Source organism: Pseudoalteromonas peptidolytica (assembly GCF_012641745.1).
GTDB classification, from domain to species: domain Bacteria; phylum Pseudomonadota; class Gammaproteobacteria; order Enterobacterales; family Alteromonadaceae; genus Pseudoalteromonas; species Pseudoalteromonas peptidolytica.
This window is the reverse complement of record NZ_WEHZ01000031.1, coordinates 40,504-65,312: the sequence shown is the minus strand read 5'-3', so window position 1 is coordinate 65,312 and position 24,809 is coordinate 40,504. Positions and strand designations below refer to the sequence as shown.

20 protein-coding genes are annotated in these 24,809 nt (G+C 41.0%); 11 read left to right on the top strand and 9 right to left on the bottom strand.

What is annotated here, in order from left to right:
- Window positions 1–410 precede the first annotated feature (410 nt).
- From F9Y84_RS17605 to F9Y84_RS17590, 4 genes are read right to left on the bottom strand one after another with little or no spacing between them, the layout of a single operon-like run.
- Window positions 411–632, bottom strand: coding sequence for an EF-hand domain-containing protein (locus F9Y84_RS17605; protein ID WP_147391515.1), 222 nt, complete (start codon window positions 630–632; stop codon window positions 411–413).
- 57 nt (window positions 633–689) lie between these two features.
- Window positions 690–911 (bottom strand): EF-hand domain-containing protein, encoded by a 222-nt coding sequence (locus F9Y84_RS17600; RefSeq protein WP_168756772.1) that lies wholly within the window; start codon window positions 909–911, stop codon window positions 690–692.
- 57 nt (window positions 912–968) lie between these two features.
- Complete coding sequence (locus F9Y84_RS17595; RefSeq protein WP_147390151.1) at window positions 969–1,190, bottom strand: EF-hand domain-containing protein; 222 nt, start codon at window positions 1,188–1,190, stop codon at window positions 969–971.
- 43 nt (window positions 1,191–1,233) lie between these two features.
- Complete coding sequence (locus F9Y84_RS17590) at window positions 1,234–1,455, bottom strand: EF-hand domain-containing protein (RefSeq protein WP_147390150.1); 222 nt, start codon at window positions 1,453–1,455, stop codon at window positions 1,234–1,236.
- Between the two features lie 373 nt (window positions 1,456–1,828).
- Here F9Y84_RS17590 and F9Y84_RS17585 point away from each other — a divergent pair, with 373 nt between their 5' ends.
- The 9 genes from F9Y84_RS17585 (at window position 1,829) to F9Y84_RS17545 (ending at window position 13,368) form a co-directional block, all read left to right on the top strand.
- Window positions 1,829–3,199 carry an ATP-binding protein gene (locus F9Y84_RS17585; protein WP_147390149.1) on the top strand — a complete coding sequence of 457 codons (1,371 nt, stop codon included), beginning with the start codon at window positions 1,829–1,831 and terminating at the stop codon, window positions 3,197–3,199.
- Entirely contained in the window at window positions 3,196–3,732 is a 537-nt protein-coding gene (locus F9Y84_RS17580) for a hypothetical protein (RefSeq protein ID WP_147390148.1), read from the top strand. Before F9Y84_RS17585 ends, F9Y84_RS17580 begins: the two co-directional genes overlap by 4 nt.
- Window positions 3,729–5,057 carry a sigma-54-dependent transcriptional regulator gene (locus F9Y84_RS17575; RefSeq protein ID WP_147390147.1) on the top strand — a complete coding sequence of 443 codons (1,329 nt, stop codon included), beginning with the start codon at window positions 3,729–3,731 and terminating at the stop codon, window positions 5,055–5,057. The genes F9Y84_RS17580 and F9Y84_RS17575 overlap by 4 nt, the downstream gene beginning before the upstream one ends.
- 329 nt (window positions 5,058–5,386) lie before the next feature.
- Complete coding sequence (locus F9Y84_RS17570; protein ID WP_147390146.1) at window positions 5,387–7,345, top strand: methyl-accepting chemotaxis protein; 1,959 nt, start codon at window positions 5,387–5,389, stop codon at window positions 7,343–7,345.
- A 110-nt stretch (window positions 7,346–7,455) separates the two neighbouring features.
- Window positions 7,456–9,627 carry a S9 family peptidase gene (locus F9Y84_RS17565; protein ID WP_147390145.1) on the top strand — a complete coding sequence of 724 codons (2,172 nt, stop codon included), beginning with the start codon at window positions 7,456–7,458 and terminating at the stop codon, window positions 9,625–9,627.
- Window positions 9,628–9,888: 261 nt separating this feature from the next.
- Window positions 9,889–10,680 carry a substrate-binding periplasmic protein gene (locus F9Y84_RS17560; protein ID WP_147390144.1) on the top strand — a complete coding sequence of 264 codons (792 nt, stop codon included), beginning with the start codon at window positions 9,889–9,891 and terminating at the stop codon, window positions 10,678–10,680.
- A gap of 279 nt (window positions 10,681–10,959) precedes the next feature.
- Window positions 10,960–11,172 carry a transcription antiterminator/RNA stability regulator CspE gene (cspE, locus tag F9Y84_RS17555; RefSeq protein WP_010369631.1) on the top strand — a complete coding sequence of 71 codons (213 nt, stop codon included), beginning with the start codon at window positions 10,960–10,962 and terminating at the stop codon, window positions 11,170–11,172.
- Between the two features lie 959 nt (window positions 11,173–12,131).
- Window positions 12,132–12,620, top strand: a complete 489-nt coding sequence (locus tag F9Y84_RS17550; protein ID WP_128732140.1) for a DUF1579 domain-containing protein — start codon at window positions 12,132–12,134, stop codon at window positions 12,618–12,620.
- Window positions 12,621–12,906: 286 nt separating this feature from the next.
- Window positions 12,907–13,368 carry a GNAT family N-acetyltransferase gene (locus F9Y84_RS17545; protein ID WP_147390143.1) on the top strand — a complete coding sequence of 154 codons (462 nt, stop codon included), beginning with the start codon at window positions 12,907–12,909 and terminating at the stop codon, window positions 13,366–13,368.
- 244 nt (window positions 13,369–13,612) lie between these two features.
- Here the strand turns inward: F9Y84_RS17545 and F9Y84_RS17540 are convergent, their stop codons facing one another.
- Both F9Y84_RS17540 and F9Y84_RS17535 read right to left on the bottom strand, forming a co-directional pair.
- Complete coding sequence (locus F9Y84_RS17540; protein WP_128732138.1) at window positions 13,613–14,398, bottom strand: hypothetical protein; 786 nt, start codon at window positions 14,396–14,398, stop codon at window positions 13,613–13,615.
- A 339-nt stretch (window positions 14,399–14,737) separates the two neighbouring features.
- Complete coding sequence (locus tag F9Y84_RS17535) at window positions 14,738–16,717, bottom strand: alpha-amylase (protein ID WP_225740862.1); 1,980 nt, start codon at window positions 16,715–16,717, stop codon at window positions 14,738–14,740.
- A 304-nt stretch (window positions 16,718–17,021) separates the two neighbouring features.
- On the opposite strand from F9Y84_RS17535, the gene F9Y84_RS17530 reads away from it, so the two are divergent.
- Window positions 17,022–19,628: an ExeM/NucH family extracellular endonuclease gene (locus tag F9Y84_RS17530; protein ID WP_147390142.1), complete on the top strand. Its 2,607-nt coding sequence runs from the start codon at window positions 17,022–17,024 to the stop codon at window positions 19,626–19,628.
- A 157-nt stretch (window positions 19,629–19,785) separates the two neighbouring features.
- Here the strand turns inward: F9Y84_RS17530 and F9Y84_RS17525 are convergent, their stop codons facing one another.
- The 3 genes from F9Y84_RS17525 to F9Y84_RS17515 all read right to left on the bottom strand — a co-directional run bounded on the left by F9Y84_RS17525 (window position 19,786) and on the right by F9Y84_RS17515 (window position 22,011).
- Window positions 19,786–20,751, bottom strand: coding sequence for a hypothetical protein (locus tag F9Y84_RS17525; RefSeq protein ID WP_147390141.1), 966 nt, complete (start codon window positions 20,749–20,751; stop codon window positions 19,786–19,788).
- 186 nt (window positions 20,752–20,937) lie between these two features.
- On the bottom strand, window positions 20,938–21,408 hold the full coding sequence (locus F9Y84_RS17520) for an energy transducer TonB (protein ID WP_147390140.1): 471 nt from the start codon (window positions 21,406–21,408) through the stop codon (window positions 20,938–20,940).
- A gap of 72 nt (window positions 21,409–21,480) precedes the next feature.
- Complete coding sequence (locus F9Y84_RS17515) at window positions 21,481–22,011, bottom strand: GNAT family N-acetyltransferase (RefSeq protein WP_147390139.1); 531 nt, start codon at window positions 22,009–22,011, stop codon at window positions 21,481–21,483.
- 485 nt (window positions 22,012–22,496) lie between these two features.
- Here F9Y84_RS17515 and F9Y84_RS17510 point away from each other — a divergent pair, with 485 nt between their 5' ends.
- Window positions 22,497–24,779: an InlB B-repeat-containing protein gene (locus tag F9Y84_RS17510; RefSeq protein ID WP_167508271.1), complete on the top strand. Its 2,283-nt coding sequence runs from the start codon at window positions 22,497–22,499 to the stop codon at window positions 24,777–24,779.
- The last annotated feature ends 30 nt before the right edge of the window (window positions 24,780–24,809 follow it).

The following is a 24,809-nucleotide window of genomic DNA, read 5'->3' as shown; positions in this document are numbered from 1 at the left end:
CAGAACGCCATTTGAAACATTGCTTGATGGAAAATCAATTTGGGCTGAGAAAAATTTAGCTCAAATCTAAACTGACAGCCACCGATTGAAAAACGGGTAACTGTCAGATCAAGTCTGAGCTAGTACACCTTATTCTTACCGACTCTGATCCTTTAGTTTATTTCCCTAATGACATCCAAACTCTCAATTTGGAGCTCAAAGATTCTGATAGCGATGCCCCGCTGTAAGTATTCCTTTATACCAGTTTGTTTCAACTAGCCCGAAGACAGGCGCTTAGTTGCGCAAATCAGTAATATTGTCAGTTACTCAACAATCATCATAATCTTTGAACTCTATTCCCTGCTCCCTGGCATCAGTTCCTTTTCCTCACTCATTCCCTTGCGCAGGTATGTTTACTGCTCCAGCTCTAATTAGCCTTTAAAGTTTGCGAACTCTGTTGTGCTTAGCTCGCCATTTGCATCAGCGTCTAGTGCTTTAAATTGCTCTGCAAGTGCCGTGTGTGCTTGTGCTTCGCTCATGCTGATTGTGCCGCTTTGATCTGTATCTAGCGCTGCGAAGTCTTCACTCGCCATTGCATTAACAGACGCGAAAGATAAACCTGTGATTGAAAGTGCAATTAGTACGTTTTTCATGATTTATTCCTCAAAAAATGTAAATACTGTTCGTTTTATAAAATTGGAAGCTGTTAGTTAGCCTTTAAAGTTTGCGAATTCTGTTTCGCTTAGCTCGCCATTTGCATCAGCGTCTAGTGCTTTAAATTGCTCTGCAAGTGTCGTGTGTGCTTGTGCTTCGCTCATGCTGATTGTGCCGCTTTGATCTGTATCTAGCGCTGCGAAGTCTTCACTCGCCATTGCATTAACAGACGCGAAAGATAAACCTGTGATTGAAAGTGCAATTAGTACGTTTTTCATGATTTATTCCTCAAAAAATGTAAATACTGTTCGTTTTATAAAATTGGAGGCTTTTAGTTAGCCTTTAAAGTTTGCGAATTCTGATTCACTTAACTCGCCGTCAGCATTACCGTCTAGCTGAGTGAATTGCTCAACAAGATTTGAATTCACCTTTGCTTCGCTCATGTTAATTGTGCCGCTGCCATCGGCATCGTATTTAGCAAAGTCGTCACCGGCCATCGCATTAACCGACGCCATTGATAGACCAGCAAGGGATACTGCTACTAGTAAATTTTTCATGATCTTCTCCTTAACGATTAGAGTGATGTGATAACTCGGCAAATTAATCTTCGTAGTTATCAAATTCTGCTTGGCTTAATTGACCGTCTTGGTCTGCGTCTAGCTCGTTAAATTGAGCAAGAAGGTCTTCATCTGCTTTTGCTTCTTCAATAGAGATGTAACCATCACCATTCATGTCTAGTTTGTCGAAATCAGTGTTTGCATGTGCACCTACTGATGCCAAAGTCATTACTGCTGCTGATACTGCGATTACTAGATTTTTCATCGTGTCTACCTCATAAAATTAAAAACTAATTTCTGTGTTAACCGTTTTGCTATTAAAGCTAAAACTGATTTTGCATTTGTTTTTGCGTTTCGTTTTTTGCTTTCGAGATAACTATTCCAACTTTGATGCCAAAATTAAAAAAGCAATATTTATCAGACAGTTAAATAAGTCTACTTGGAAAGGTTAAGGTTGGATTAAGGCTAACTGTTGCTAAATGGCAACAGCTGAAGGTATGGAAAATAAAAAGTCTTTATTTCTCTGAGTATTAGGTTGTCGCATCTTTGCAACAACGCCACTTTTTCACACTAAGTTTTACAAACCGAACAGCGCTACTTGGTCAAAATTAGTTCACCTTTGGGAAGGGTTTGGTATCGTGAAAAAAATTTTTTCTCAGTCTTTACAAAAACAGGCACTTATTGCCATGTTTATTGGTGTGCTTCCAATACTCACACTGACTTTGTGGTACGCCCAAGCACTGTCCAAAAACCAACAAAAAACGCAGGATATTTATAATAAAAATCAAAAGCTTATTCTTGAATACAATTTTGTAAAAGCAGATATCAGTGCGCTTGAAAAAGCACTGCAAAATAATCAACTGCTGCAAAGTGAAACACTGCAAGAAAGCATCGAGCAGAAGTGGCAAAACACCAAAAAACGTATTCAATTATTAAAAATAAACCTACCCGATTCGCTGTTTGTTGCTAAATGGCGACAATTCGCGCCAGATGAAATCAATGCCACCTCAAAAGCTGAGGAGTTTCAGCGATTGGTTAAAGTGCTTAATCAATTCGAGGAAAGCTTTCAGCAAACACTGAATAAGCGCTTATCAGATCAAGAAGCCCATTTCGTGCAGCTGCAAACATGGTTTATGTTTGGCCTCATCATCCTGCTACCCACCCTTATCGTGATCAGTATCTTTTTGGTCAACCGGATTTGTCAGCAGCTTAATCAGGTAGAATCTGCGGTATCTGAGGTGGGTAAAGGTAATTTTGATAAGTCGGTAGAACTTTCTGGTAGCCATGAGTTACAGCAACTGGGTGACAGGTTAAATTGGTTAAGGCTCGAACTTAAACGCATTCAACAACAAAAAGAAACTTTCTTGCGCCATGTTACTCATGAGCTTAAAACCCCTTTAGCATCACTAAACGAGGGAAGCAGCTTATTAAATAGTGGATTGCTTGGAGCTGTTAATCCAAAGCAGCAACGTATTCTCACCATAATGGAAAACTCTGTTGCAAAGCTTGGATCGCTGATCGACGATTTGCTCAGCTATAGCGCGGCCAGTCACCCTGATAGCCTGCATCACGACGCCGAAATGAATCTTATCCAAAAAGAAGTCTCAACGCATCTTAGCGATAAGCTAGGAAAGACTGATGTAATAGTGAATTGGCAAAACCATGATGACCTAAAAGTGCCTTATCTTCCCTGCAAATTAGTGTTAACTCAGCTAGTGAGCAATGCCATCGATCACGCTAAAAGCAATGTCTCTATTTCAATTGAAGAGCAAAATGGCGAAGTATTGTTGATAGTCCGTGACGACGGTGATGGCATCGACATTAATGAAGCCGATTCATTATTCCAGCCATTTGTTCGTGGTGAGAAAAATAAAAATAATAATGGTAGTGGCTTAGGTTTAGCCATTGTCTCTGAGTGTGTGAAGCAATTAAAAGGCTATGTGAAATGGCTATCAGTAGAATCTGGCGCCAGTATTCAAGTCGCCTTTCCAAAAAGGGAGCCAAAATGAAATACATCGCATTAAGTATCATGCTATTTTTGCTCAGTGGTTGTGCCACAACGGAGCATAACGTCGAGCAAACAAAGCAGTTTATTGGCCCTGTGAAAACAGAAACTAGCGCTAGGTTTGTGCCTTTAACTGAGGTGATCAAAGCCTTAGTCAGTCAATGCGCCCAAAAACATAACGTGACATTTAACCAATACTATAAAGGTGCGCAGCACTTACAAGGCTTTATTCACACCTATTGCGGTACAGACTCAACCACCAAGCAACTTAAAGCCATTGAAGCGCTGAGACTACAAGATTATTGGCCGGAAGATTATAACATTTGGTTTGAATCATTAGCTTGGCATACTCAAAACCTTCGTGAGCAAAAAATCAGCAATTATTACGCTGACAATAAAGCACAACAGCACCAAGCACAATTGCTACAAACACAGAAGCAGCTTGCTGAGCTGAAACAAAAGTTGGCAGACATAGAAACTCAACGTCTGAAAACCGATCTATCTGAAACCCCATCACTTGAGGAGGATGTACTATGAGTCAAATACAACAGGGTGCAAAGTTGCTTTTAGTAGATGACGATACATCTTTGACAGAGCTGCTGGCGATACGGTTAGAAAGCAATGGATACGAAGTTGAAGTAGCGCATCGTGGTACGCAAGCATTAAACATCCTCAAACAAATGCCCATTGACTTGGTTATCACAGACCTAAAGATGGCGCACATGAACGGTTTTGAACTTAATGAACAGATAAAAAAACACTATACGGGAATGCCCGTTGTGATGATGACCGCTCATGGCTCAATTCCAGATGCTGTCGACGCTATGCAACAAGGCTTTGTCAGCTTTTTAACCAAACCCATTGACTCTCAACAAATGCTTGATGTCATCAATGAGGCGCTTGCTGGAAAAGTAAGAACAGCCCAGACTTCAGATCCTAATAGCTTTCATGGCTTGTTGTTTCAAAGCGCCTCAATGCGTCAGTTAGTACAGCAACTCCAAGCGCTTGCTAGTAGCAACGCAAACATCCTGATCCAAGGCGAGAGCGGCACTGGTAAAGAGGTGACGGCAAAAGCGATCCATCTGGCAAGTAATCAATCTCAAGGGCCTTTTATCGCGATAAACTGTGGTGCAATGCCTGCCCACCTTTTAGAGTCAGAGTTATTTGGCCATAAAAAAGGAGCATTTACTGGTGCTGTGAGCGACAAAGAAGGTTTAGTACAAGCCGCCGATGGCGGCACCTTATTTCTCGACGAAATTGGTGATATGCCGCTTGATTTGCAAGTTAAACTACTGCGTGTATTACAAGAGCGAACAGTACGGCCCGTAGGTGGACAAAGTGAATATAAAGTGAATGTTAGATTTGTTTCGGCAAGTCACAAAAACATCCAAACTGCGGTTGCGGAAAAGCAATTTCGTGAAGATTTATACTACCGCCTAAATGTAGTGTCCGTTGAGATCCCAAGCCTTCGGGAAAGATTAGAGGATATTCCGCTGCTTGCATCACGTTTCTTAAGTGCTCTTAGCGATGGCGAAAAGCAATTTAACCAACAAAGTATTACGCACTTGTTGAATTACCATTGGCCGGGCAACATCCGTCAGCTCCATAATATTGTAGAGCACTGTGTCGCCATCACCCCAGGTAAAGTGATAACCGAAGATATTGTACAAAAGGCCTTACCAAAAGATTGTGCGCAAAATGCTTTTACTGGGTTGAACGAAGCTAAACGTCAATTTGAATATGACTACATTCAAAAAGTACTCGCGCTTTGTGAGGGGAATGTCTCAGAAGCGGCAAAACTTGCACAACGAAATCGCTCTGATTTTTATAAATTACTTAAAAAACACGAGATCCAATGCTAAACCTATTTATAGGGGAAGATAAATTTATGCCTCACACGGTCGGATGCCCACTACCTGCAACCGACTGTAGTGAAGCCTAAGACATAGCACTTCGCTCAATTAAGAGAGTGAGTTTGGGTAAAATGCGTTGCCATGTAGTTACGCTCTTAGTAGCTCTAAACAAGAGGTTTTTAACAAAAATAGCGCCCAACTTACCTCCTCAAATTGAGCAGGTAGTAAAGCAAAAGATGGCAAATCATAGTGTCGCCAGCTCCAAAGTACTTCCTTCCCTAAATACAGTGCCGTGATATGGCACCTGACAACATAGTCCAATTAATGGGGTCTCTGCGATGAAAATGCGCAAAAAACTGATAATTAGCTTTGTACTCACCGTTATTATTCCTATTTTTGCAATTTCGATTGTGAGTATTTCGCAAACCAAGAAAGATTCTCTTGAAAAGTTTTTAGACGCATCCGGCAATGAAATTCGGCAAGCGGAACGGTCATTTGTATTATTTTTTGAGCAAATGAAAAAGAGCGCCCGGTTTTTAGCACAGGCCGAGGCTGTACAAAATGTTAGTGATAATACCACCACTTACTTTGGTGCAGAGAAACCAATGACTCCGTTGCAAAATGGTCAGAATGAAGCGCAAATTTATGAGCTTTATCGCGCATTCGGACAAACCCATGAAGAGCTACTGTTTGTCTATTTAGGTACGAGTTCTGGTGGCTTTATCCAATACCCAGCAGAGCCTCTGGGCAACTATGATCCAACTAAACGCCCTTGGTACAAAAAAGCCGCAGCAAACCCCAACAGCGTTATCCTCACAGAGCCTTATCAAGGTGTTACAGGGCAAGCTATGGTCTCAGTCGCGACGGCAATTAAGCGTGATAGTAGAATGATAGGTACACAATCGCTGGACGTGACGCTCTCCACTCTCACTGATATTGTTAGTAACATTCGCTTGGGGGAATCTGGCTATCTACTTTTACTCGACGGTAACGGTATTGTACTGGCTGACCCGAAAAACAAAGACAACAACTTTAAACACAGCAAAGATCTCAACAGCCCACTTTATAACGCAATTCGAGATGTGAAAAACGAAGCCTACCTTACCATTGAAACCGATAATAAAACCTACGTTGCTAAAATTTATCGTTCATCAAACCTTGGCTGGCAGTTTATTGCAGTTATTGATGAAGATGAAATTTTAGCTGCTGCATACGATATGACTATTAGTATTGCGGTAATTGCGATGTTAATGGTGATTATTTTTGTCATTACCGCTATCACACTGGCAAATAAAATTGTCCAACCGATAGAAATGGTTTCTTTGGGTTTGAGAGAAATTGCCCAAGGAGAAGGAAACTTATCGAAACGTTTAAAGGTGATCAGCAACGATGAAATTGGTGAACTTGCAACCTGGTTCAACAAATTTCTCGATTCGATTAACCTGTTAGTGAAAGACATTCAGCATAATGCCGCGACACTCAACAGCGCAGCACTAGACTCCCAAAAAAGTATTAACGATATTCGTAGACAATGCCATGCTCAAGCGGATGACTCTGCCAATGCTGCAACAACAACTGAAACCGTGGAGCAGCTTGCAATAGAAGTGACTGAACATTGCACCCAGACACTTGAAGATGTGGTTAGCGCTGACGAGCATGCCCAACACGGTAACAAAACCATCGAATTAACCGTGTCACAGGTGGCAAGACTCAATCAGTCACTTGCTGAGTCTGCAAGTGCGATGAATCAACTTGAGAGTGAAAGCCAAGACATTACCAATATACTTGGTGTGATCCGCTCGATTGCAGAACAAACCAACCTACTTGCGTTAAATGCAGCCATCGAGGCGGCTCGAGCAGGAGAGCAAGGTCGAGGGTTTGCTGTGGTTGCAGATGAAGTGAGGACACTGGCACAACGTTCTCATGATGCCACGCAAGAGATTGAGCAGGTGCTGACTAATCTTATCGCGCAAACTAGAAATGTATCTAACCAGATGACGGTGAGTGTAAGCGAATCAGAAACCACAATTACGCAATCACAAAGCGCTCAACAAGCATTTTCAGACATTACAACAGCCGTATCACGCATTAAGTCTTCGGTATCAAATATTGCAGCACAAGCAACACAGCAAGGTCAAAATGCTGGTCAAACCAAACGGTTGATTGGCTCTGTAGATGTTTCGGTAAGGCAAGTTGGTGACGGTGCGGCTGCACTTAATGCCGGAGCTGACCAATTGGTGGCACTTGCTAAAGATCTAGAGCAATTAGTTGGCCGCTTTGATATTGATGAACAATAGTTAACCTATCCCATTTAATTATTGTTACAAAAATGGTGTACTGCCCAGTTGTCCTCATATTGACAACTGGTTTAGACTGGGCAAACTTATTTATCTATAGAAAAATAACAATGAAGAAATTTAAATTCACATTGATCTCTACTGCTCTATTTGCAGTTCTTGGTTGCCAAGAAGCTCCGCAACAAAACCAAGTTGAAGCGCAAACTCAAGCACAACAACAGGTGGCGGTGGCAGCACCTATCGCTGAAAAAGTTCCACATAAAGTGATGATTCATGGGCAAGAGTTTACTGATAACTACCATTGGTTACGCGACGACACTAGAAGCAATGAAAAAGTACTAGGTCATCTCAATCAAGAAAATGCCTACGCAGACAGTAAACTTGATGCGACCAAGCAACTCCAACAAACACTTTTTGAAGAAATTAAAAACAAAGTTGTTAAAGATGACCGTAGCGTACCGACATTAAACGGTAGCTATTACTACTTCACAGCAACGGAAGGCGACAAAGAGTACTTTACCTATTTCCGTAGCGAGCATAAAGACGGTAAAAATGCTGAAGCAATTTTTGACGCGAATACTCGTGCTGAAGGTCAGAATTATTATGGTGTAGGCGCACTACAAATTTCATCTAACGAAAACCTGTTAGCATTTGCTGAAGATACCCTCAGTCGCAGAATTTATACTATTCAAGTTAAAGATTTAACAACAGGTAAATTGTTAGAAGACAAAATCGAGGGTACGTCTGGTTCAGTTGTGTGGGCTAATGACAACAAAACACTTTACTACATCAAAAAAGATCCCGTTACTTTGCTTGGCTTCCAAGTTTTTCGTCACACTTTAGGTACACCACAAAGCGATGATGAATTAGTCTATGAAGAAACGGACAACAGTTACTTCACCAATATTTCTAAGAGCAAAGATAAAAGCACTATATACATTCACCACGGCAGTACCGAATCGTCTGGTGTGTCTCTTATCAGTGCTGACGATGCAAAAGCCAAACCAGAGCGTTTCATTCCAAGAGAAGCAGGTCACGAATACAGCATTAACAAACTAGGTGATTGGTTTTACGTTCATACAAACAAAGATGCTATTAACTTTAAACTAATGCGTGTTAAGGCAACTGATGTAAAAGACCGGTCAAAATGGCAGACGGTGGTTGAGCATAACCCTGATGCAAAATTAGAAAGTATTGCCTTGTTCAACCAGCACTTGGTTTACGAAACACGCGAAAACGGTCTAACTCAAATCACGGTTAGTAATTTAGATAACAGTAAAAGCAAGCGCTTAACGTTTAATGACCCAGCGTATACGGCATACCTGACAGGCAACAAAAACATAGACACTGACTCGGTGAGAATCGGCTATCAAAGCATGACCACACCAGCTTCTGTGTTTGATGTTAATTTGGAAACTCTTGATAAAACGTTATTAAAACAAAATAAAGTGCTGGGCGACTTTAATCCTGAAAATTACAAATCAGAGCGTATATTTATCACTGCACGTGATGGGATTAAAGTACCCGTTTCAATTGTGTATCGCAAAGATAAATTCAAGCAAGATGGGTCTAATCCACTGCTGCAATATGGCTATGGGTCTTATGGGTTGAATGTCGAACCAACCTTTTCTATAAGTCGCTTAAGTTTGTTAGACAGAGGTTTTGTGTACGCCATCGCTCATATTCGAGGGTCAGAAACACTTGGCCGCCCTTGGTACGAAGATGGTAAAAAGTTAAATAAGAAGAACACCTTTAATGATTTTATTGACGTGACCAAAGCATTAGTAGAGCAAAAGTACGGTGATGCCTCTAGAATATATGCCAGAGGTGGTAGCGCCGGAGGTCTGTTGATGGGGGCGGTGATTAACCAAGCTCCAACGCTTTATGACGGTGTTCATGCAGCGGTGCCGTTTGTTGATGTCATTAATACTATGCTGGATGAAAGCTTGCCACTTACCACTAATGAGTACGATGAGTGGGGTAATCCAAATGATAAAACCTACTTTGACTACATGCTATCTTATTCACCTTATGACCAAGTGAAAGCACAAGCATATCCGAACTTGCTAGTTACAACTGGCTTACATGATTCGCAGGTACAATACTTTGAACCTGCCAAGTGGGTTGCAAAGCTACGAGATCTTAAAACTGATGATAACTTGCTACTATTTAAAACCGATATGGAAGCAGGTCACAGTGGTGCATCGGGTCGATTTAAAGGGATCCATGATATAGCACTAAGCTATAGCTACTTTATCGCACTTGCTGAGAATAAAATCTAGCTTTTAGCTTTTCTAGACACCAAAAGAGGCAATGCTTCTTTTGGTGTTGCCCACTCGCTCAACCAGTTATGTTGGCCTTCGTTTCTAAAGCATAAACGCTCATGATATTCCTGCCAGTTATATCAATTCATCAAATTACGTGATCTATTTGTGGGGAAATGACACCAAGCACCCGACTCAATAAGCACAATGGAGATTACTAACAAATTGCACCATTGTTGACTATATTAAAAAGACGACACATTTTTATATCAGTGAAAAATGAACGTATTTCGCTATGTTTTTATCTGGTATTGTTTAACCCTGCCCTTCGATAACTGTGCGACCCCTCATAAGCCGGAGCTAGCTGCACCGATCGCTGTTACCATTTTAGTGGATGATGCTTATCCGCCTTATAGCTATCAGATAAATGGCGAGCTGTATGGCATTTATGTTGATATTGTCAAACAAGCCGCTCGAATACTAAGCAAAGAGTATTCAATTACTTTGCGGGCCATACCTTGGAAACGAGGACTTTCTTCGATGGCATCAGCAGAGGCAATGGCACTCATGCCTCCCTATATTCATATAAAAAAAAGACCCTACATCTGGCCATACTCTGTACCACTGCAAGAAGAAGTGGTGGTCGCTTTTTGCAATAAAGGGGTCACGCTAAAAAAGCTCCCACATATAAAACCGGAACAAGCCATCAATGTCGGCATAAACGCAGGATATATGATCTTGGATGAAGACTTAATGGAAGCTCAAAAGTTAGGCTTGATTAAGCTGTGGGAGAATAAAAGCACAAATTCAAATATCGAAAAGCTTTCTCGCGGCCGCATTGATTGCTATGTGAATGACAGGCTTTCCACCTTACTCGGAATCAATAAAACATCTCTCGCTTCTTCTCAGCTTAGCAATGGAAACATTATTGAAGATAAAGTGATCATGAGGCGTACTGCACATATTGGTTACTTAAAAGGCTTTGAAGAAAAGTATCCACATAAGCAACACTTTATTTTACAAATGGACAATGCACTTAGGCAGGTACTCCAAAGCGATACGACTGAGTAACTCAGGCCACAGAGTCCATCCAAATAACACTTTGCAACCTATAAGCGATTGCTTTTTGAACTATTTTATAAACTTCATTGGACAGCCATGTAAGAACGCTATATTATAATAGCGCTTTAGATACTTAGAGCACTTACTACTGCTGCACTGTTTTTTCTTGATACTCTTTTTTTTAAAAAGTCGTTTATAGATATACCAATGCGTTACTAGCTAAGTTTTATCTATCGCTTTAACGGTGATTTTCACCACACAATTAATTTTTTGAAAAAGGTTTCAATTATGTCTAACACAGTAAACGGCACAGTTAAGTGGTTCAACGAAGAGAAAGGTTTTGGTTTTATCACTCAGGAAAACGGCGGTAAAGATGTATTCGTACACTTCCGTGCTATCGTTTCTGACGGTTTCAAAACTTTAACTGAAGGCCAATCAGTGTCTTTCACAGTTGAAGAAGGCCAGAAAGGTCCTCAAGCAAGCAACGTAGTAGTTAACTAATACGTTTTGCAAAAGAGCTGGTGTAAACCACTAGCTCTTTAAAGCCCCAACCCCTTGTAGTCCTTGAGCAGCACATCAGGCAACAACAGCACAATTCATTAACAATGAAATAACACCCGTAATATCTGTGATAGTCGTCAGTACTTTTGGCGAAAATTTTGCAGAATCTAATCCAAACATTTTCAGTGCAATTGGTACGAGCCCCCATGACTTCCCGCAATCACAAGCGAAGAGAGCTTCACTGATACAAACTCCAGAACCTGAAACTTCTGACCTCACCAGTATCAAAAAGCGCATCGACCATGAAGGTCAAGTAAAACAACCAAACAGCCTACCACAGCTTTTGCAGACAGTTTTCTGAACTCGAGTCTTATTTGGAATTAGCCGAGCTTACTGGGAAGTATATTTACACCGATAAAAAGCAAATATCTTTGATTATCAATCTATTTTGTCTCAACGAAACATCGAACCTGATAATTGCGTGAGACTTACAACACAACTTTCTCGGCTCTTCCACTGCGCAGTTGGTCGAGAGCAAGTGCTCACCGCTTATTGTTGAACACTCAAACAACGGCGCACAAATCTAGCAAATTGTGAACGTTTGTAGGTTTAGCCAAAAAAAGCTTTAAAGCTGGTTGAATCGCGGTACCTTTGTTGTGCGAGACTCTCTAGATTTAATGTCAAAACATGGATAACAGGCAATCACTTCCTCTGAAATGACGCAATACACTCACGCTTGCAACCCTTTAAGCAACTTTTCCCAGCATAACTAAAAAATAGAGTAAACAAGATATTGTGGGTGCCAGTGTTAACTTTGCGGATCTCAGCCTCAACCCTTTTGCCATCCATTTTGTGAGGTTACCCATCCAAAAATACACAAACATTAAAATAAAACTGTATAAATAATCAGTATTCATGTTATTGTGCTTTAAAATTACAACAACAAACAGGGTAGTAAGATGTTACTGGATTCAGAACCTAATGCGCCGCAAGATTTTGACTTCATCATTGGCGATTGGAATGTAAGACACCGCCGATTGAAAGATATACTCAACGGAGGTGAAGAGTGGATTGAATTTGATGGGCTCTCTTCAACCGTTCATACTCTCGGTGGTTATGGAAACATCGAAGATGTCCAACTGAATTTTCCAAATGCTTCAGTAAGAGCAAAAGCTATTCGTTCATATAATTCTGCAACAAGAGAGTGGTCTATTTGGTGGCTAGATGGTCGAAACCCAAGTGCACTAGATACACCTGTTGTTGGTAAATTCTCTGATGGGATTGGATGCTTCTATGCAGATGAGCGCTACAATGATACTCCAATTAAAGTGAGATTTCTTTGGAATTCAACTAACCCCATAAAACCTACATGGGAGCAAGCATTTTCAAAGGATAACGGAAAAACTTGGGAGACAAATTGGTTAATGGAGTTTACTCCGAAGAATTAATCTGCTTCGAGCCAATAACAAAAGATTATAGCGTCAATAGCTAATTTTACGCCTTTGGCGCTTCCCATATTAGATCTAATTTAATCTCAAACTCACCTTCTGAAATTCGCTACTCTCCACTTCCTTTTAGATAAGGCATGTTTAATTAGAACTCTCTACAAGATCACAAATAGGAGAAACCGATGAAGACATGAAGACAAATATTGCTTTAGCACAAGGTCATTTTATAGAAGTCAAAAAAGCGATAGTATGACATGTAAAGTTCAATTATCACAAAGAGTTCATCATGAACATTGTCAAAGTAGACACTAATAATGCTCAGGTTTATGCCAACCTTTACCAAGGTTATGGCGCAGAATTTTCTCCAATTATAGACGATAAACCAAACGAAAATGGTTTGTTTGAGATTTACCCTCAGCTTACAGGCTCTGTTACAGGTTACTTATTATATTTGGACGGTATCCCTGCAGCTCTCACGGCAATAGACGAGAAATCTCCAAAAGCATATGAAATCTGTGATTTTTATGTATTACCTTGTTTTCGTAAAAACAAAGTAGGAAAACGTTTTATCTCCAGTTTGTTTGAGCAGCTTGGTGGTTCTTGGGAAATCAAGCAAGTTGCAGGAGCGGAACATGCAACTCGTTTTTGGAGAGATGTGGTCGGGGATTATACCTCAGGTAACTACATTGAAGACATTTATGAAGACCATAAGTGGGGTACCGTAACAAGGCAGTGTTTCTCACACTAATGAATGCCATCATTTAAGAGAGAATAGCTGCTAGGATCTTGTTAACGAGTATTTTCATAACCCATAATTAATATTTAGTGGTTTTTGTTGTAATATTTTTGGTTTAGCTTCACCTTACCCGATTAAAAAGCACAATATATTAAAAACACTAAATTCAATAAAAATTTAAATTAAAATATAAAAATAAATTTAAATAAATTGAGAAATATGAGCGTAGCTTTAGCCACGCTCTTTTTATTTTTTGTTACTTAATCACATGTTCTTCATGGATAACATTAATGCTATTTGGATTTGTTAATGACAAAACCTTAACTGCTAGTGTTTTTCCTGCCGCATTTTCACATTCAATGATCTGATACAAAACAGGCTGTCCAGCCTGAGAATTATCAACTGTGATGTCAGTCATAAATACATCTGAATGGAATGGACCTTTGCCACTTTCACCGTGGAAGAGTCCAAGTTCAACTCCGCGGTTAGACAGTGTTGTGCAGCGTCCACTATTACTTTGACTATCCACACTTAGGCGACTCTCAACATGATACGCACTATGGTAGCCGTAGGTATTCGGACGGTGTACAAATTCACCTGCAGGTTGCGCGTTTATCTCCCATTCTACAAGTGGTGCACCAGGCACATTAACATATACATCGTATTGTTCCCCTGATGCGCTGGTGCAAGAGACTTCAACGCGTTTATTCGCTGTTAAGTACTGCTCAGGAATGGTAGCTGTTGCCTGCTGAACATAATTACTTCCTGATAGCCCTTGTACGTTAGCATGCGCGATTTGCTCACCAGTTGTATGGTGATATACGTTCGCGTAACTACAAAAATCGCCCTCTCCTCGTGGGTGTAAATCAACCTTTAGGTTATGTGCAAACTCACTTGCAAGGATCGCTGTTGCTACAGGACCGTTGGTGTATTCAGTTACGCGTTCGAATCCATCTGTATCATGTGCCAGACTTGGTAAAGCCATACTATTTGCTGAGACAAATACAGCTGCTAAGGATAGTGCGAAACAAAACTTCTTCATTTTAAATTTTCCTTTTTTAATCTCATAGAGGGCATTGTTGTCTATTTGAAAGGGCCCGTTCGTAAACAACGAGTTGATAATAATTCCCAATGACAGCGCTGACAATAGCTTGTGAACACATTTTAATGATTTAAATCAATTTATCTAATTTTATTTTTAAAATGTTAATTTATTGAGTTTATATGACTACATTTTAATCTAGGTTAATTTTAAACTTATCATTATTGCAAGTAAGAAAGTAGAAGATAGTAAATAACAGAGGAAAGGCCATTTAAAATAAAAAGTGAGCTAAGTGCTTTTATCTCGACACTCAGCTCACCTTATTATAAAGAATAGAGTTTATAAGGGTAAAATCATCGCTGAGTCTTTACCAAACTCAAATACATTCATTTTTCCACATTGTGCAAAGTGGTTGTTACTCATATAAGGTGTACCCTGCTGATTAATATCAGCTTCCCAACCTTGTCCATTGTTCACAAAAGCTTTAACTTCAAACCAACCGTTAAAGGTATGATTGCAATTCATCTCGACTTCCAAAAGCCAGTAGTGAGCGCCCCACTGATTAAGCGGCATCACACCAAAACCATCTCTATCATAACGTTTTTCAGCTCCCCACTGAGCAGGCCATACATCTGAGGTCCAATCGAGTGGGCTCCCCTTTGCACCATTTGCTTGCCCGTTTTGAGCTTCAGACCAGTCCAACATGGTGTCACCTACCTTCCAAGGCGCAGTGGTTACATTTCTCATATTTAGATGCTTTATTGGTAATGCACAGCGCATGGGATTAGCAGAACAATCAACACCACGCTGTAATGCCGCGGTATGGTCAAGGCCACCACGAATGAACATATCTTGTCCTGATTGTGTCTGTGCTTTGATAAATACTAAAGTGCGCTGCCAATCCTCTAAATCCGGTGGTGGCGCTGTTATTTTACTTTGGTGATGAATTGCAAGTGCCTGCATCGCCTCAATTGACACATGTGCATAGCCATTCTCGTCAACTTTTATACTTTGGCCTAAGCACTGTCCTTCAACCTTTGCACCTGTTAATACATTACAATAAGTTCCTGGCTCCATGCCTGTCTGCAATTGTTGGTTCATTCCAAAAGGCTCTCTGTTTATCGCGACAAATCCTAAGTTACCTCGAGAAAAAGCGATTTGGTTATTGCCGTTATCCCACCAATTGTCGACATTCCAATCTCCCGATGTATGGTTTCTAAACTGCATTGCTCCAGAGATCATTGGACGACGATGCTCACATTGCCACTGTGCACTGTTACAATTTAGATTACCGTTTTGATGTACAGGTAATGAAGGCGCGCCAGCATCAGTATTACCGTTAAACTCATAGCTAGACATGACTTTTGGATAGCCGTAAGGAAACGCCAACATAAATACATTAGCTAAGTCATAGAGGTTGCCATCTTTAAAGGTCACAATCGAGCCTGCACCTCCATGTCCGCGTTGATTGTCATGATTATCCGTAAACACTACCGCTTTATGACTCTGCATTAATCCCCATGATTCACCAAAACTTTTTAGCCACGCCAGCTTGCCTTGTTTAAAGGCGTTACTGAGCTTTATGCTATATTTAAATTCTGTGACTAACCCATTTTGATGATATTCAGATGCGGTAATGGCTTCACCGCCTTGATCAATCACCTCTTGAAAAATCACCGCTGGCTTATTTAATTTAGCAAGCACATCGGCAATATCATTTGCCGGCATGTGCTTACTGGCATCAAGACGAAAGCCTGCAACTCCCAGTGACAAGAGGTCATTTAGAAAGCCTGCAATAGTATTTTGTACGTAGTCTGCGTCAGTATCTAAATCATGAAGCCCTACCAGTTCACAATGCTGAACTCGCCAAGCATTGTTTGCGTAATCTTCAGAGTTGATTGCACATGTGTTATGAAAGTCCCGAGGGCTATATATTGGGTACTGCTTGTTACCGAAGGCATTTCCAGCAACGCCTTCACCGCTCCCGTGTGCCATGTGGTTTATCACAGCATCAACATATATATCAACTCCAGCTAACTTACAACGTGAGACCATATCGGCAAACTCAGCGCGATTGCCACCGCGACTCACAATCTCATAGCTTACCGGTTGATAACGCGTCCACCATTGTGAGCCCGTTATATGCTCATTCGGTGGTGATACTTGCACGGCTGCATAACCGTTTGGTCCTAAAAATGTTTCACACTCAGTCGCAACGTCACGCCAAGACCATTCAAATAAGTGAACAAATGTTGTTGGATCGCCCTGCGAGGCATTGATAGGGGCAGCTAAGCCTAACGCAAGTAGTGCTGTAGCCATAGATTGGATTCGTTTTGTTGTCATCATTATTGCACCTTTTCATGTTACACAAATTTAACAATATAGGTATCAATAATGATCGATCCATTGAATACGTATGCAGCAGTGGTTTTTTGTCAATGCACATAGAGAAGAGGCATAAACACGACTTTGCATAACTTCAATGACATTTGACCTACAACCACAAACATTAAGTAAACCAATGTAAACAAAACATCAAGTTTAATTGAATTGTCATCAATAGTGATTAGAATATCGACCCGAATAAATATTCGAAAAATTATAATACACGGGAAAATAAAAAATGATTAAAAAATCAATTTTAGCCTCTGCTGTTACATTAGCTTGCCTAAACGCTCAAGCAGACGTCATTATCTCCGAATATATTGAGGGTAGTAGCTATAACAAAGCAGTAGAGCTCTATAATGGTAGCAATACTGCGGTAGACTTGAGTGGCTACTCAATAAACTTCTTCTTTAATGGTGCAACCGAAGCCCGCACACAAATCGAACTATCTGGAGCGCTAGCGCCAAAGTCTACTTACGTTATCGCACATGCTGATGCAGCTTCAGATATCTTAGCCAAAGCGCAGTTAACTAACTCTAGCAGCTGGTTTAATGGTGATGATGCGATCACACTGACACTTGATGGCAATACTATTGATAGCTTAGGTCAGCTAGGTGTTGACCCAGGTAGTGAATGGATTGATGGCGAAATCAGAACAAAAGACAAAACTCTAGTCAGAGATCCGGCGGTAACGCTTGGACGCACCGATCCTAGTGAAGCATTTATAGGTGAAGGGCAATGGCTCGCGCTGTCTAAAGATGACTTTAGTAGCCTAGGTGTACACTCAAACGGTAATGATATACCAGAGCCAGAACCTGTAAAGTGTGGTGAAGACAATACCTTAATCAGTACAATTCAAGGTGCGGGCGATTCTAGCCCAGTTGCGGGTGAGGTCGTTGAGGTTCAAGCTGTGGTCACCTCAAGCTTGCAGTCTGACACAGGTCTTAAAGGCTTCTTTATTCAAGAAGAAAGCGCTGATTACGACAGCGATGAAAATACTTCAGAGGGTATCTTTGTCGCATATAACAACACCTCGGTTAGCGCCGGAGATGTTGTGAAGCTGCGTGGTAAAGTTGAAGAAAAATATGGCCAAACGCAACTTATAAATGTTGATGCAATTGAACTTTGTGGTACAACAAACGTGTTTGCAACCGCCATAACATTGCCTGTTCAAAGCAGCCTTGAGGCATACGAGGGCATGCTTGTTTCTATTACTAACGAGTTGGTCGTCAACGATACATACGGACTTGCACGTTACGGCGAAGTGCGTTTAGCTACCGAGCGCTTGTATCAGGCGACTCAAATCGCAGCGCCTGGTGAGCCAGCAAATCAATTAGAAGCACAGAACAAACGCAAAGAAATTTTGTTAGATGATGGTTCGTCAGTACAAAATCCAGAGGTGATCCCATACCCTTCCCCTACTCTTGACGCTTATAACACGTTACGTTTGGGTGATTCGGTGACTAGTATCGAAGGGGTCATAGGCTATGGCTATAGCCAATACCGTATTCATCCAACCACAACACCAAACTTTGTTCATACCAATTTACGTACACAAGCCCCTGAAGTGGCATCCCGTGGCGATCTACGTATTGCCAGTTTTAATGTCCTAAATTATTTTAATGGAGATGGCCAAGGAGCCGGATTCCCTACTCCTCGAGGCGCTGACAACGCTGAAGAGTTCGAACGACAAAAAGCAAAAACAGTCGCAGCAATCACTGCACTCGATGCTGATATTGTTGGCTTGCTCGAACTTGAAAACGACGGTTTTGATGAGCGCAGTGCGATTGCTGATCTGGTTAATGCGCTAAATGTGTCAGATCCTGTTAATACCTATGCGTTTGTTAACCTAAATACTGAGCGAGTTGGTGGTGATGCTATTACTTCAGGCATTATCTATCGCAGCAATAAGGTATCCGAAGTGGGCACACCAGCTTATACGGAAACTGTCCCCTTTGACTATGGTAACCGTCCACCAGTAGTACAAACTTTTAAAGACATCACTAGTGAAGAAACATTCACTGTCGTAATGGCTCATTTGCGTTCAAAGGGAAGTTGTTCTAAAGCTGAGGGCTTAGATCAAGATCAGAACGATGGTCAAGGCTGTTGGAATCAAACGCGTGTCAATGCAGTAAATACGCTGTCACAGTGGTTAAATACCAACCCAACAGGGGTAGTAGAAGACGATGTCATTATATTAGGTGATATGAACGCGTATGCAAAAGAAGATCCAATTAACACTTATATTACAAATGGTTATGCTAATATCAAACAGGCCTTGCATGGTGATAATTTAGACTACTCGTACGTATACCAAGGACGTATTGGTAGCCTAGACCACGCGTTTGCTTCAACTTCCATGATGACAAAAATAAAGTCTGTGACTGATTGGCATATTAATGCAGATGAGCCTGTTGCGCTGGACTACAATACTGAATACAAATCAGATAACCATAAGGCAAGCTTGTACGCGCCACACCCTTATCGCGCGTCAGATCATGATCCAGTTGTTATCGATCTTAAGCTAGCGGTAGAGCCTACTGTTATCGAGGGTGAATTTTCTGGTCTTGCAGGGTGGTTTTGGTGGCAACATCGCGAAATAGAGCTACCAGCAGGTTTTGATAAATTAGAAGTGTCAATGACAGGTCAGGGTGAAGCTAATCTGTACGTGCGCCACCAGCATGTGCCAAGCTTTTTCCAGTATGACTGTCGCCCATACCTTTGGGGTAGCACTGAGAGTTGCACATTTAATCAGCCAGCCGAAGGAAAATGGAACATACGTGTGCGCGGTTTGTTGCCGTATTACAATGTCACTATTAAATATAAGGCAACCAAAGCAAATTAACCTAAGGTTTGGCTAGTTAATAACACTTATCAGCCTTTACTAATTGGCTTATTTAGATTTTCTAAATAAGCCAATTCATCACTTTTCAAAGCTTTCCTTAACAAGTTGAACTAAGCAGAGGCTTTAAAACAATTTTCTTATTGAAATACGCTAGCCGTTAAACGCAGCTGACTGGACACTTGTCGGGCCCAAGTGGATTTTTCCTACGTACGCTATCTAATTGTACTTCAATCGCATTTGAAATTTTTACGTTTAGTGAAGCTGTATGAGGCTGATCACCATATGTTAATGAATTACCAGACACAGAGATGCGAACCGATTGACCATTACTCATATTGCGAATAGCATCTTTGGCTTTGACACCCAAGTCTTCACCAGCATAGAAAAACTCACCACTGGGGATCGCTTTATCCAAAGAGAAGATGGTACGAGCGCCGCTGAGTTTATCGTCATTTACAAACCCTGCCATTTCTTTTTTCATTTTTGACTCAAAAAATGAATCAACGAGGTTAGAAAGACCAGGAATGCTGATCCCCAAAAAGCGTGTTTCAATATCAACATCTAAATTGATAGGTCTAACACTTAAGTTGGATACTTCACCACTGTAGGGGTTGTAAGTTGCGGTTGCCCAAATCTCAGGTGTACTTATTCTTCCATACGCTTTGAATATAATGGAAGGTGTGTTTTTAAGGGTAATTTTTGACTTTGAATTAATACCAATGCCGCCGATCTTAGCGGTTACTTGACCATTCGACTCTTTCAATTCAAATACCAAAGGCCCATTGATACTTGTTGAGACATAGTCTAGGTCAAAGCTGCCATTAAGATTTGCATCCATCATCTGATACATTTGCTGTTTGATGTCCGCTTCTAGCGCATTTCTACGTGCCGAAGTCTTAGCCAACACTGATTTTACATAATTGTTTTGATCCAATGCGCAGCTTTGATAGCTACCATACGCAACTGAAGCCGAAACACGTGTAACATAATCATCACGGTTATACTGCTCGAACAAGTTATATAGGTTACATTCGCCAATATTATTATTAATTGCGGCAGAAGCGGCTGTTGGTACAACGCCAGCGGTAAGCACAGTTGCAAACACAAGTGACTTTGAAATCATTTTACATCTCCTTTGGTCTATTTCAGATTTCGGGTACACGTTAATATTCCTAAACTTCACTGTCAAAGAACAATTAACCTAATTAACAACTAAAGTGAGGGTGTAACAAGTTGTTACATAAGTGTTTTATTTTAGAGTTTTCATCCTAGCTGCAATGCCTAGCTATATGACAAACGAGGCAAAATACTAACGCCTAAGTTGTGATGCAAACTGACATACTCGCTGTGCTTCATCTGCGTTGCTTTGCCCTTGGGTAACCCAAAACTCGAGCTTAGTATCAATAAGAATAGCTTGACGGGTAGAATTACCCGGCTCAGGCTCCCAGCGCCATTTATTTACCGCTTGAAGTGCTGCGTCGTCAAAAACCCCTTCTGGGTAACTCTGGATCACTTTATAGCCCCCAGCTTTTCCCTCAGGAGTGATAGCTATTGATAAAGTAACGCATCCAGAGAGACCCTTTCTAGCTGCATCTATTGGGTATAATGGCTCACTCCTTTGGGTTTGCACCCAATATCCATCAGCTTGTACCTTCATCGGTAAATGTCTCATATCAAGATATTGGAAACGTTCTGCCTGTTTTTCGGTTGCTGTGGTAGCCGCATTGTTACTTTGGCACCCACAAAGTAGTAGTAATGCTACAAGCGAGATTTTTTTCATATTTAATGATTCCCTTTAAATAAAAGCGATAACGAGTGTGTAGTTGAATCTTACATATTTTGTTTGCTGCGCTTAACAGATTTTTTTATTGTAAATCTGATAGATATAAGCATCATGCTTGTCACCCGCTATATCTAAAAATGCCGGTAAACAACTTTTACGTTTCATGCCTAATTTAACCATAAGTCTCTGAGATTGAAGATTATCGACAGCACATATGGCTTGAATAATATTAACATTAAAGCTGTTGAATCCCTGCTCAATGAGAGCGCTTGCTGCCTCTAATCCGTATCCTTTACCAATCTCACGTTCAGCCAAGCGAAGTCCAATTTCCCCTATTTTTTGCGTTTTATCAACATATTTGAACACCAACTCACCGATAAGTTGTGCTCGCGTTTTATGTATAATCGCAAGAATAAGGCGCTCACCTGGTTCTGCGTTCCAGGGTTTACATGCTTGTCTCAGCCTTTCTTTTGCAGACTCTCGAGTAGCTGGCAAACCAATATACTTAGAGGTGATCGGGCTTTTTCTGTGTGCGAATACAGCATCTAAATCTGCCATTGTCATTCGCCTTATCGATAACCGTTTTGTTTCAAACTGCATCTTCACTTTCCTTATTAACCAACGTAAAACACAACCTTGCGGCCTACTCAAACACCGGCGTTACATGCTTTACATCACCACAAGGACTATTAGTTAATCGTAAAGATTATCGTTTTTTACATTTGTTCGCAAATTGGAGTCAGTGGTGTCTCTGTAAAACCTATACATCATGATAAATTAGGTTGTTTACTCCAATATAAGTGCTAGTAACGCAATGTCAGATTGCTGCAAAAGTGCATCAGCGGGCAAGTACAAGATTTGTAATACAAATATGCTTAACTAAGTGATCGATTTTGAGGCAAGAGTTTTTCTGTTTAGGTGTCCTAAACAAGAAATTTTTAACGCAATGGGCGTCAGATTTAGGCCTTCGAATTGAGCAAGAATTAAGACTAATTGATATAAATTAACGTCTTAACAAAGACAGTACTCCAGCAGTTTAGATTATGCTCACTAGCAAGCTAGATAATAACTCTAAAGGAATAACAATGAGTTCAAACCGTTTATACTCAATCAAATTACTCTCTGTACTATGTGGCATGACTATAATAACTACCCATGCTCAAGCGCAGTTACAGACTGATAACGTTATAGGCTCAGCAGTAGAGTGTAATAGCAAGATAGACTTGCTCACCGACAACCTTAAAACAACCATAGGTCACCATTCTATACCCGCAAAAGCGCAACTAGAGCTAATCGCTACAGACTGTCAGCAAGCGCAACCTACTACAACTGCCGACCGTACACCTCCTGAATTAAAGTCCATTTATCTCAGTAGCAAAACTGTTAATGTTGAACAAGGCGATAAGACCATTAATGTAACCATTCGGCTTTACGACGAAAGCGGTATCAAGAGTACGCGTGTGTATCTATCTCCTCCAACAGGGTTTAATTGGGGAACCAATAAGTCTGCGGTTGCAGCAAATTGGCAACAAACGGATGAAGTAGGCGTTTATGAAAGTACCGTTAGCTTTAACTTTACCGAAACAGACCTCAACGGCACGTGGTTTTTGACCTTAGCGATGCTAATAGATAACAACAACGCAGCACGCTTTTGGGTACGAGATAGCGAAATGGAAGCTGCAGGCTTCGACCCGTATGTCACCGTGGTGAATAGTAAAGTCTCAGAAACAGTTGCACCAGAAATAAAGAATATCACCATTTCAGCATCAGAGATTGATGTAGATTCTGGCGACAAAAACATTGATATAACCATTGAAGCTTATGATCAATCAGGAATGTCCAAAGGGGTTGTGAAACTATCGCCACCAACTCAGTATAAATCAGTAGCAACTAAACAGGCAGAATCTACACAGTGGCAAGAAACGCAAGAAGAAGGGATTTATAAATCGACTTATTCATTCGTATTTTCAGGGGATGCTCTGCCTGGTGAGTGGCTTATTTCTTCTGCAACATTAACAGATAGCAGTGGCAATACTGGCGTTTTCAACCATGGGCAATTACACCAACTTGGTGTGCCTGTTACTTTCAAAGTAAGCAACAGTAACCAGTTAGACATTTTCCCTCCCCGCACTGAATTTGTTGCGCTTTCTACAAATGAATTGTCATCCGCAGTAGGAGAGCAAAGTATTACTTTACAAGTCACTATGTCTGATACTTCTGCTATGGAAAAAGGCTACTATGTGCTGCGCTCACCAGAAGGCAGCACGGCTCAGGATAAACTATTTACCATCGAGCAGTGGCAACAAGGCGACAAGGAGCATGAACAAATAGGCACTGCAACAATCCAGTTTAGTGGTGAAGAGCTAAAGAGCGCTCAAGGGGTGTGGACGTTCGAGTCAAGTATCCAAATCGACTCGAAGGGAAATTACAGCTTCGGTGCGACGGCTCGCGAACTAACTACTTTAGGGGCAACACCATACCTGTTTGTTGATGTTGATAATGTAAGTAACCTTGCAATATTAAACCTACCAGATCCGCATTCCATTAAACTAGGTGCTTCACAGACAATAAATTTTGAAGTATCGGAGCAGACACTGAGTTTGTTGCCTGACTATTTCACCATAGAAATAGACGCCGCTTCTGAACTGGGTGTGGATGTTAAATCAGAAGATCAAAATTATTCCGTGACCTGTAGTAATGAAGGCCAAACTAAATCATGTCTGTTTAGTGGTATTAGTGGAGTTAAATCAACTTCTGCGGCGCTGACTATCACGCCAAATAAAATAGGTACTTTCCCTGTATCTTTGAGACTGGCAAGCCAAAATCATGAGTTAAAGTATAGTGATAATCAACGCACTTTAGCTGTGTTGGTTGATGAGCCAACGTTATTTGAAGTTATTTTTAAGAACTGGGATGGCACCTTACTCTCAACTCAAACCATTGCTGAAAATGCCCCTGCAACAGCCCCAGAAGTACCACTTAGAGAGGGCTACACCTTTTCAAACTGGAGCGCTGACTTTAGTAAAATTACGCAAAATCTCACTATTACTGCAAAGTTTCAAATTAATAAATACCAAGTCAAATTTGTAGATTGGAATGATGTGTCAATAGCAACCGTTGAAGTCGAGCATGGCGCCGCAGCAACACCTCCGAGTGCACCAACACGCAGTGGCTATACTTTTATTGGCTGGGATACGACATTTGAACGCGTAACCGGTGAGATGGTGGTAAAAGCAAAGTATCAGGCGGATCAAGGCACCGAGGGTGCTGTACAAAATGATGCCGGTAGCTCTGGTGGTAGTGTTGGCTTTTTCATTCCGTTATTGAGCGCCTTATTAATCTCGTTTAGACGTAAGTATCGTGCTTAACTAAAAGTGATGAAAGAAACGGCTCAATAT